This window comes from uncultured Pseudoflavonifractor sp., assembly GCF_944387275.1.
Lineage (GTDB): Bacteria > Bacillota > Clostridia > Oscillospirales > Oscillospiraceae > Pseudoflavonifractor > Pseudoflavonifractor intestinihominis.
Map to the genome: position 1 here is coordinate 22,243 of NZ_CALXEG010000036.1, position 10,838 is coordinate 33,080.

General features: G+C 64.4%; 5 protein-coding genes. 2 read left to right on the top strand and 3 right to left on the bottom strand.

Annotated features, from left to right (window positions below):
- Positions 1-248 precede the first annotated feature (248 nt).
- On the bottom strand, positions 249-1,169 hold the full coding sequence (locus Q0K23_RS09640; RefSeq protein WP_294521345.1) for a LysR family transcriptional regulator: 921 nt from the start codon (positions 1,167-1,169) through the stop codon (positions 249-251).
- 238 nt (positions 1,170-1,407) lie between these two features.
- Between Q0K23_RS09640 and Q0K23_RS09645 the strand changes: the two genes are divergently transcribed.
- Positions 1,408-2,958: an NAD(P)/FAD-dependent oxidoreductase gene (locus Q0K23_RS09645; RefSeq protein WP_294521348.1), complete on the top strand. Its 1,551-nt coding sequence runs from the start codon at positions 1,408-1,410 to the stop codon at positions 2,956-2,958.
- A gap of 1 nt (position 2,959) precedes the next feature.
- Positions 2,960-4,120, top strand: coding sequence for an iron-sulfur cluster-binding domain-containing protein (locus tag Q0K23_RS09650; RefSeq protein ID WP_294521350.1), 1,161 nt, complete (start codon positions 2,960-2,962; stop codon positions 4,118-4,120).
- 66 nt (positions 4,121-4,186) lie between these two features.
- Here Q0K23_RS09650 and Q0K23_RS09655 read toward each other — a convergent pair whose 3' ends face one another.
- Complete coding sequence (locus tag Q0K23_RS09655) at positions 4,187-5,470, bottom strand: S-layer homology domain-containing protein (protein ID WP_294521353.1); 1,284 nt, start codon at positions 5,468-5,470, stop codon at positions 4,187-4,189.
- Positions 5,471-5,490: 20 nt separating this feature from the next.
- Positions 5,491-10,359 carry a M60 family metallopeptidase gene (locus Q0K23_RS09660; RefSeq protein WP_294521356.1) on the bottom strand — a complete coding sequence of 1,623 codons (4,869 nt, stop codon included), beginning with the start codon at positions 10,357-10,359 and terminating at the stop codon, positions 5,491-5,493.
- Positions 10,360-10,838: the final 479 nt, after the last annotated feature.

The following is a 10,838-nucleotide window of genomic DNA, read 5'->3' on the forward strand; positions in this document are numbered from 1 at the left end:
TTTTCTCTCGTGTGGAAATATAGAACTACTTCTGTCAAAAAAGCTTACCTATCCATTCCTTCGTCTCTCCCGCCTGTCTGCCCCCCCTTTTTGTGAATTTTTTATCGTTTTCACCGCCTTTCTTCTCTGTCATGCTATTATTTCATTATAGTTACAAATCGGACATCTGTCTCGGACAAATGTCCGATTATTTGTTATTTTTGGACAATTGTTCATATTTTAGCTTCACATTTTCTTCAAATTATATATTAATTATGGGCCTGGCCGGCGGGGTAGGACGGCAGGGGATGGCGGGCATAGTACTCCTGGGCGTAGCGAACCAGTTGGACAGGCATATCCTCCTGGCCGCAGTAGAGAGGCACGCAGCCGTAGAGATACCCCTCACAGGGCAAAATCAGCCTGCGGATGCGCACATCCGGGTTGGTCACCCGCAGGGCCATGGCGGAGTTGAGGGTGGCCACTCCCACATTCTCGGTCATGGTGTTGATCAGGTCCAGGTTGTGGACGGAGGCCAGGGAGATCCGGGGGTGGATCTGGGTCAGGACGCAGCAGTAGTCGAAAAACTGCCGCATGGCGTTCTCCGGCGAACCGGTGATCAGATCCTCCCCCGCCAGGGACCGGAACTCCAGAGGACCGGACTCCGCCGCCAGAGGGTGGGTGCTGTGCATGGCGGCGTACATGTGGTCGGTGGTGATCCGGCTGGCGCGGAACAGATTTTCGGGAAATGGGTTGATGAGAAAGGCCACATCCAGCCGGTTGTGGAGCAGCTTGTGGATGCACTGCTCCTTGGACCACTCCTGGATCTCCACCTGTACCTCCGGGTGGAGCCGCTGGTATTCCATCAGGTAGTCCGCCCCACCGCCGCTGGAGATTCCATAGGCAAAGCCGATGCGCAGCTGCCGCCGCTCCCCCTCCCGGGTCCCCAGGGCCTGCTGGGACGCCCGGTAGAGCTCCAGGATCTGGCGGTAATAGGGATAGAGCCGGTGGGCTGCCTCGGTGGGCTGGGCTCCCATACGGCTGCGGTCAAAGAGCACCTGCCCCACCTCCCCCTCCAGCGCCCGGATCTGGCGGCTGAGCCCCTGCTGGGTGATGAACAGGACCCGGCTGGCCCGGGAAAAGCTTTTGGCCTCATAGAGGGCCAGAAAAGCCTCGATTACCTTCATTTGCATCCCTTTGTCCCCCCTGCTCTGTGTGCCGCGTTCTCTTCTTAATATACAACGTTTTATTGTGTGCTTCAACGACAAGTTGTTTCTTTACGGTCCTCCGGGCAGCTGATACAATCTATGCGGATAATTTCACAATCTCAGCCAGGACCGAGGAACAGCCCGGCCCTGTACGCCACATCAGGCAGGCTGCGGCCCGTCCGGCACCGGGCGGACTGCGCACCGCCGGATACAGGAGGTTTTCATGGATAAACAGAGTGTCAAGCACTATGACGTGGTGGTTATCGGCGCCGGCAACGGCGGCCTCACCGCCGCCATCCGGGTGCTCCAGGGCGGGTATTCCTGCCTGCTGCTGGAGAAGCACAATCTGCCCGGCGGCTTCGCCACCAGCTTCAAGCGGGGCCGCTTTGAGTTTGAGGCCAGCCTCCACGAGCTCAACGATTTCGGCTCTCCCCAGGCCCCCGGCGACATCCGCACCCTGTTCCGGGATCTGGGCGTGGAGGACAAGATCGACTGGATCCGCATCCCCGAGGCCTACCACCTCATCACCACCGACAAGCAGTACGACTGCGAGATGCCCTTCGGCGTGGAGGCCTTCATCAACAAGATGGAGCAGTATGTCCCCGGCTCCCGCAAGTCCATGACCGACTTCTTTGACCTGTGCAATGAGGTGCGGGACGCCCAGACCTACTCCAACTCGGTCAACGGCAACACCGACTCCGACTATATGAAGTCCCACTTCCCCAACTTCATCAAGGCGGGCAGCTACTCGGTCAACCAGGTGCTGGAGTCCCTGAAGATGCCTCAGAAGGCCCGGGATATCCTCAACGCCTACTGGTGCTACCTGGGCGTGGACTGCGACCGCATGAGCTTCCTGCACTACGGCTCCATGGTCATCCGTTACATCACCCGGGACGCCTGGATGCCTAAGATGCGCTCCCACGAGATCAGCCTGGCCATGGACCAGCGCATCCGGGAGCTGGGAGGCCATATCTGGTACCACTCGGAGGCCCAGACCATTCTCACCGACGACAACAACGCCATCCGGGGCGTCCGACTCACCGACGGCACCGAGATCGCCACCCGCCATGTCATCGCCAACTGCTCCCCCCATCTGGTGTTCGGCAAGATGCTGGAGAAGAAGTCGGTCACCGAGCAGATGGTCCGGGCTACCAACGCCCGCACCTTTGCCGGCCGGGGTTTCAGCCTGTTCCTGGGTCTGAACAAGTCGGCGGAGGAGCTGGGCATCAAGAGCCACAACTACTTTATCTACGACACCGCCGACACAGTCAGGCAGTACGACCTGATGCGGAAGGTGGACACCAACCACGTCCAGGCCACCGTCTGCCTCAACAACGCCTACCCCGCCTGTTCCCCCGAGGGCACCTGCATGATGTACTTCACCACCCTGATCATGTCGGACGACTGGGGCAACGTGTCCGAGACCGACTACTTCAAGGCCAAGGACAGGGTGGCCGACGATATGATCCGGGTCTTTGAGCGGGAGACCGGCTGCAAGATCCGGGACGCCATCGAGGAGATCGCAGTGGCCTCCCCCACCACCTACGCCCGGTACTGCGGCCATCCCCAGGGCGTTATCTACGGCTACGAGACCGCGGACTGGGACAGCCTCATGCCCCGCATGATGATGCTGAAGGAGGACGCCGCCCTCTCCCCCGGCCTCCGGTTCGCCGGCGGCTACGCCATGCGCTCCAGCGGCTATTCCAGCGCCTACGTCTCCGGCGACCTGTCCGGCCGCCAGACGGTGGGCGATCTCAAGCGGGAGGGGAAGTAACATGAAATTCAAGCGACAGATCTTCGGCTTTATGGATATGCTCCGGTTTACCAAGCTGGTGCCCAACCGGCGGGAGGCCCTGGCCAACGGCCCGGACACCCCCCTGCCCACCTCCTACCGCACCAACCAGCTGGCCAAGGCCCTCCACCCCGGCGAGATGGCGGTGGAAGTGACCGCCGTGCGGCCCCTCACCCCCGGCATGACCGAGCTCACCTTCAAACGGGTGGACGCCACCGCCTTCCCCTTTTTCCGTGCGGGACAGTATGTGTCCCTCCGGGGCCAGGTGGGCGGCAGCCTGGTCAGCCGCCCCTACTCCATCGCCTCCAGTCCCCGGGAGGCCCTGGAGAACAAGCTGGTGCTGGGCGTGGAGAACGCCGGGTTCTTCTCCGGCTTTCTGAACAATCAGGTGTCCGTGGGGGACCGGTTCACCATGACCGAGCCCTCCGGCGAGTTCCACTATGAGACCCTGCGGGACAAGAAGCGCATCGTCTGCGTGGCCGGCGGCACGGGCATCACCCCCTTCCTCTCCATGGCCAAGAGCATGGCCGAGGGGGACGAGGACTATGAGATGACCCTGTTCTACGGCGCCCGGGACGAGGCCCGCATCGCCTACAAGCAGGAGCTGGACGCCCTGGCCGCCAAGGGCCTGCGAGTGATCTACGTCCTCAGCGACGAGGACAAACCCGGCTACGAACACGGCTTTGTGTCCGCCGCCCTGATGGAGAAGTATGTGGACATCCGGGACGTGACCTTCTTCCTCTGCGGCCCCAAGGCCATGTACGACTTTGTGCTCAAGGAGCTGGCCCCCTACGGCCTGCCGGTGAAGGCCATCCGCAAGGACGCCACCTTCTGCGGCGACCGGGCGGTGGACAACCCACGCACCTTCCGCCTCACCGTCCACATCCGGGATGAGGCCTATACCGTGGACGCCAGGGAGAACGAGACCCTGCTCACCGCCATGGAGCGGGCGGGCATCCCCGCCCCCAACAAGTGCCGGGCCGGCGGCTGCGGCTACTGCCACAGCAAGTGGCTGAGCGGCCAGTTCCTGGTGGCCGAGGGCCGGGATGGACGCCGGGAGGCCGACCGGAAGTTCGGCTTCATCCACCCCTGTGTCACCTACCCCCTCAGCGACATGGAGATCGACGTGCCTCCGGCGGAGTGAGTCCGTCCCGCTCTGAACAGCAAAAATCCCTTCCCCATAGCCATGGGGAAGGGATTTTTATGTTGTTTACTTGAGCACGTTCTCGCAGAACCGCATGAGGAGCGCGGCGGCCTGGGAGCGGGTGGCGGAACCGGAGGGCAGCAGAGCCCCGGCGTCGGTGCCGGTGAGCAGGCCCTTGGCCGCCGCCCAGCCCACGGCCTCCACCGCGTATTCGCCGATGCCGGCGGCGTCGGTGTAAGCGGACAGGTCGGCAGCGGCGGACATGTCCTTGCCCAGGCTGCGGGCGTAGCGGTAGAGAATGACCGCCATCTGCTCCCGGGTGATGGTGTCCTCAGGGCCGAAGCGGCCATCCCCGTAGCCGGTGACGATGCCGTTGGCGTTGGCCCAGTTCACCGCGTCGGCGTACCAGGCGCCGGCGGCCACATCGGCAAAACCGGCCGCGGCGGTGGCGGCGGGGCTGCCCGCCAGACGGTAGAGAATGGTGACGATCATGCCGCGGGTGGTGGTCAGGTCGGGGGCGAAGAGGCCGTCGCCGGTGCCGCCCATAAGGCCCTTCTCGTAGACATAGGCCACGCTGTCATAGTACCAGCTGCCGGACACCACATCGGTGAAGGGCAGGCCAGCAGGGGCCTCGCCGCCCCGGAAGGAGGCGGTGACGGTCACAGCGGAGGCGGGCATGGTGAAGGTGTACCGGCCGTCCCCTCTGTCCCGCAGGTCCAGGGCCTTGCCGGAGGCGTCCACGGCGGTCAGGCTCTCCAGCCGGTAGCCCTCCTGGGGCTGCACGGTCAGGGTGACGCTCATGCCGATGGGGGCGCGGCTGGGGCTGACGCCCACCTTGCCGCCGGCGGCGGCGTTGACGGTGACGGGCCAGGTGGTGACCACATCGCCGGTGACGCCGTTCTCATCCACAGTGGGATAGGTGGTCTCCCCCAGGCCGCTGTCCAGGGTCTTCATGTCAGAGGCCTTGACCACGGTGAAGGGGGTATCGGCGGTGGAGATCACGCCCAGGGTCAGGGCCCCGTCCGCCGTCAGGGCGCCGGACTTGGCGGTGACATAGACGGTCACGTTGGCGCCGTCCTGCTTGAAGGTGGTGTACACGCCGGGGATATCGCTCACGCTGCTGTCTGCGGCAAAGGCGTACACCGTGCTGTCCTCGGACAGCGCAAAGGTCACCTGCAGGCTCTGGCAGCCGTCGGGCAGGCCGGTGAAGCCCACCTCCTGGCTGGTGGCCTCCTTGTCGGAGGAGACCACCAGCCGGGGGCCGCCGGAGGCGGCGGAGGCGGGGACTGCCAGCAGGGAAACTGCCATGGCCAGGGCCAGCAGCAGGGACAAAACGGAAGTCTTGCGCACGATTTTTTTATCCTCCCTCGTTATCCGGCATTGCCGGTCAGTACAATCTCGGGCAGCTCCACCGGGTGCTCATCGTCGCCGCCGTCGGGGAAGCTGATCCACAGGGTCTGGCTGGTGACGCGCTTGCTGTCGGCGCTGTTGGGGTCGTCGGTGCGGTAGAACACGGCGCGGATCTCAATGGGATACCGGTCGGTGACGCCGGAGGCGCTGTTGAGCTCCTTCTCCTTCTCCATGTCGGGCACGAAGATGAAGAAGCCGTCGCTGGTGTCGCTGACCGCGCCGTCGGCGGGGATCTCGGCCAGCAGGTACAGCTCGCCGTTCATGGCCCGCTCCACGCTGGTCACATCGCCCGCCTCGGGGGTGGTGTTGTACCGGGCCTGGATCTCCACGTAGTTGTACACGGGGTCGCCCCGGTAGGTGCCCAGGATCACCAGGGTGCCGGCGGGGATGTCGCCGTAGGCGTTCTTCAGGATGCCCACGGTGGCGCCCTCGTAGAAGTCCACCCGGTCGCCGGGATAGTCCAGCAGCTCCACGGCGGCGCCCTCGGGCACGCCGGTGACGGTCAGGGACACCACGGAGTAGGTCCAGATGCGGGTGTCGTCGGGCTGGGCGCCGGGCTTGGTGAAGTAGGCCACCAGCTCGGAGCCGGTCAGGGTGCCGGTCTTGACGGTGACGCTCTTCTCCTCGGTCCGCTCCTGGTCGTCGGTCACCCGCACCGTGGCGGTGACGGTGTACTCGCCGCTCATCTCGCTCTCATTGGTGACCTTGATGCCGGTGACGTTCACGGCGGCGGCGTTCTTCATGGTAAAGGTGAGGGTGCCCTCGCCCTGCTCCACCTGGTACAGGTCGGCGCTGATGGTCTTGTCGTATGCCACCAGGACCTCCTCAGCCTGGGCCTCGGCGCCCAGGTTGCCCAGCTTGTCCACAGGCACCACGGAGTAGGTGTAGGTCAGGTTGTTGGCGGCCCCCAGGTCGTCCACATAGGAGGCCTCGGTGGTGAAGGCGATGGCCTTGCCGTTGCGGCGGATCTCATAGCCCAGGATGTTGGCGCTGTCGGTGTGGCTGATGGTCAGGGTCACCTTGGACTCGCTGACAGAGGCGGACACGGTGGCGGCGCCGTCAGCGGCCTGGCCGCTGGCCAGACGGTAGGTGCGGGAGGCGTCGTTCAGGTACCAGATGGCGCGGTCCTCGGCGGTGTAGCCGCCCAGGATGTCCTTCACGCCGTCGCTGAGGGTCATGCCCCAGCGGGTGAAGAACTCGGTCAGGTTCCGGTCGGCCACCTTGGAGGCGATGAGGGCCACCCGCTCGTCGTAGGTGTAGCCGCTGCCGTACTCGCCGCTCTTCCACAGCTTGAAGAACTGGTTGAAGAAGGCCAGAGGCTGGTCGGCCCCGTCATAGGCCAGGTGGAGCTGCCAGTACATGCCCAGCTGGACGAACACGTTGTTGGCGGCGCCGGGGCGGCCCTGAGCCACCTTGTCAAAGATCTGGGCCCAGCGGCCGTCCGCAGTGAGGCGGGTATCCAGGGTCATGGCGGCGCCGTCCCAGGCCTGGAGGGCCAGGGAGTAGATGTTGTTGGTGCACTCGGCCTTGCCCAGCTTGTCCATGTTGTGGCCGATCTCGTGGGCGATGCCCCAGCCGAACAGGCCGTTGGCGTTGCCCTCGCCGGTGGCGGAGGTGGGCTTGCCCTGGACCAGGGCGGCGGTGGAGCCGTACTCCACGCCCACGTGGTTGCCGGCGGCGTACATGAAGGCGCCGGCGAACATGCGCATGTAGCGGATGTTCTGGCGGGTGGTCATGGGATAGGTGTAGCCGGTCAGGGCGGTATTGGCGTCAATGATTCCCTGGACCTTGTTGGCGATGAAGAGCTCCTCCTCCCAGGCCAGGATGTTCTGGTACATGGCGTTCACCATGGCGTCCCTGTCCCGGTTCACGCCCTTGAGCCCGGCCAGGGCCTGGTCGGCGGGGATGGAGAGGAGCACGCTGGGGGTGGAGATCTCGGTGGCGTTGCGGATGTCGGTGGTCAGGCCGCTGGCGGACAGGCCGTCCACCCAGGCGGTCAGGGCGTCCACATAGGCGCCGATGGCCTCCTTGCGGGCGTCCTCGCCCAGGGCGTACCAGTTGGACAGCTCCAGCACGGGCATCTCCCAGGCGTTGGTCAGCACCCGGACCTGGAGCTTGATCTGCTCGGGATTGCTGCCGGCATAGGTCAGGTACAGGGGGCCGCCCCGGGTGGCGCTCAGGCTGCCGATCTTCTCAATGGTGATGTAGTTGCGGCCGTTCTTCAGGGCCACAGGGGCGCCCTTCCACACGCCGGACTCGCCGTAGAACTGGGTGGGCACCACGTAGACGGTGGCGTCGTCGGGCAGGTCGGCGTAGATGGCCACGGTGGCCCCGGCGGCGGCGGTGATGCCCAGGGGCTGGAGGTCGCTGGCGGTCTGGCCGGCGGCCTTGTCGGCGGCGGCGGCGGTGCTGCGGCTCTGGAAGTCGTTTTTCACCAGGCCCAGGGCGTCGTCCTCCTTGTCCAGCAGGGCCTGGGCCAGGTTCAGCTCGTCGCTGAGCCGGGACAGGTCCATATAGAAGCTGCTCAGGGCGGACAGGCGCTCCCGCAGGGCGGTGATGTCGGCCTGCTCCACATCGCCCCGCAGCTGGGTGAAGGCGCCGTCGGTGAACAGGGCGGAGATGTCGTCGGCCAGGGTGTCGCTGTCATAGAAGGCGATCTCGGAGATGCTCACACGGGGGCCGCCGGTCTTCTCGCCCATGCCCAGGGTCACGCTCTTGACCCCCTTGGTCTCGGGGAAGGAGAAGATATAGTAGTTGCTGCCGGTGATGTTGGCGCCGTCACGGTAGTAGGTGGCCAGGGTCTGGCCGTCCTCACCCTTCAGGGTGATGGTGTAGTTGCCGATGCGGTTCTTGTAGGCGGCGTCCAGGTAGGGCACCAGCAGCAGGTAGTTCATGTCGTGGGTGCTGGCAAAGGTGTAGGTGATGTTGCTGTTGTCCCACCAGGTGGCCGCCACCCAGTAGGTGTTGGGGTCGTTGTCGGTCAGGTCGGTCTTCACGTTGAAGTTGGGGCACAGGTCCTTGTTCACGTTGCTGGGGGTGGCCATGACAATGGAGGTAATCTCCCCGTTGTCGATCCGGTTGGTCTCGGGCAGGGCGGGCATCTCAAAGCCCTCCTTGTCCGGCGTGCCCAGAGCCACGGCGGACATGGGGCCGGTGCCGTGGAGGTTGCCCGCCTTCACGGCCACCTCGTACTCGGTGCCGTTGGTCAGGCCGGTGATCACCGCGCCCAGAGAGGCGGTGTTGCTCCCCCAGGCCTGGAACTGCTCCGCGCCCTTCACCCGATAGAACACCTGGTAGTAGGTGGCGTCCTTGGTCTTGCCCCAGGACAGGCGCAGGGCGCCGTCGGCGTTCTCCACCACGATGTTGGAGGGGGCGCCGGGCACAGCGGCGGGCAGGGGCATGGCGGAGAGCACCGCGGAGGGGGTTCCGCTCCAGTCGCCGCTGACAGCGGTGACCTGGAAGTAGTAGGTCTTGCTGTTCTCCAGGTCGGAGATCACGATCCGGTTGGTGTTGGCGCCGGCGGTGCGGTCCAGGCGGTCCTTTTCGGTGCCGTAGGCCACGGTGTAGCCGGTCACGTTGGGCAGGGCCTCCCACACCAGGGTGATCTCGCCGTCGCCGGCGGTGGCGGCCACGCCCTTCACCTGGTTGTCCGCCTTGATCTCGTCGGACACGATGTCCTTGAGGAACTCGATCTGGGTGACGGTGGCGAAGGCGGGCTTGTCGCCGGTCTGTCCCTCCACCTTGGACACCTGGATGGTGACCTTCTTCACGGGCACCTTCATGCCCAGGTCAATGGTCACCACGTTCTCGCCGGCGATGCGGCTGGTGGCGTGGGTGCCGGCGGGGGCGGTCACGTCAAAGGACACCGTCTTGGTCTGCTCGCGGCCCTCCTCGTCCAGATACACCACCTCAGCGGTGCCAGCCTGGATGCCGCCGGCAGTGCTGGGGGAGGTGATGGAGATCTCGCTCATCTCAGTGGGCTTGTCCAGGGTGATGGGGATGGACAGCTCCTCGGCCCCCTCGGCAGGGGCCACGGTGACGGTGCTCTCCCCGGTGAACAGGCTCTCCAGGCTGCCGTCGGTGACGGTCAGGCCCTCCTGCTCCACAGTGGCGGACACAATGGCGGCAGTGTCCAGCACCTTGGGCGTGCCGGTGATGTCCACCATCTTGTTGACGTAGGACAGGTCGGTGATGTCCACCACCCCGTCGCCGTTGAGGTCGCAGACGTTCCCGGCGCCGTTCAGGCCCAGCTGGGCATCCATGGCGGTCAGGTCGGCGCTGTCCACAGCGCCGCTGCCGTCCAGGTCGCCCAGGGAGAAGGTGCCGTCGTCCGTGGACACAATCACGTGCTTGGAGTAGTCCTGAAGGGTGACTTGGGCAGTGCAGGCGGCGTAGCCCGTGCCGGTCAGGGTCAGGGTGTAGTCCTTGCCGGTGTCCTTATCCGCAGGCAGGCCGGTGAGCACCACCTGGTAGCTGCCGATCTGCTCCTCAGTGGTCATGGCCACGCCCTGGGTGTTCTGCTTTTCCACAGAGACCTGGGCGGCGGTGATGCCGCTGCCGGACACCTCCCCGGTCTCAAGGTTGATTATGGCGCTGTTCTGGCTGCCGTCGGTCAGCTGGAGCTTGATGGCCCGCCTGGCCACCTCAGCCGCCGTCTGGGGCAGCGCGAAACGAATGGTCAGAGAAATGGAACCGGTGGTCTGGCTCACCTGACGGAGGGAGTCCTCCTGGGTGGAAACGGCGGCTGCGGACGGCAGCCAAGCGGTGCAGAGAGAGCCCACCATGGCCAGGCTCAGCAGGCCGGAAACGACCCGACGCGTATACTTCAATGCAGTCAACCTTCCTCTCAAAGTTCTTTGGTGACATAGTTGCTCCCAGCCGGGCCCCCGGGCGGCGCGCACGCCCGAACCGGAACGGCGGAGGGGCTTTCCCCCCTCTCTCCGCGCCGTGACCTGACTGGGATTGTGTGGAGATTATACTTGATTACTCCTAGGGTTTCAATGGACATTTGGTTACTTTTTGCTTTTTCATGCTGTATACATAAAAAATAATTGTAACCATTCTTTTTTAGGGCATTATTCACAACACCCTGGAATTTATCCCTAAATTCGCCAAAAAAGGAGCCGTCCCCCTCGATTTTCGGGGAAAACGGCTCCTTTTTTGTGCTATTTCGCTGTTATTTTACAATTTTGCCCTGGAAAATGATGTGGCGGATGTTCAGCTCCCGGTCCAGCAGCACCACGTTGGCCCACTTGCCGCTCTCCAGGCTGCCGCACCGGCTGTAGATGCCGATGGCCCGGGCCGGGTT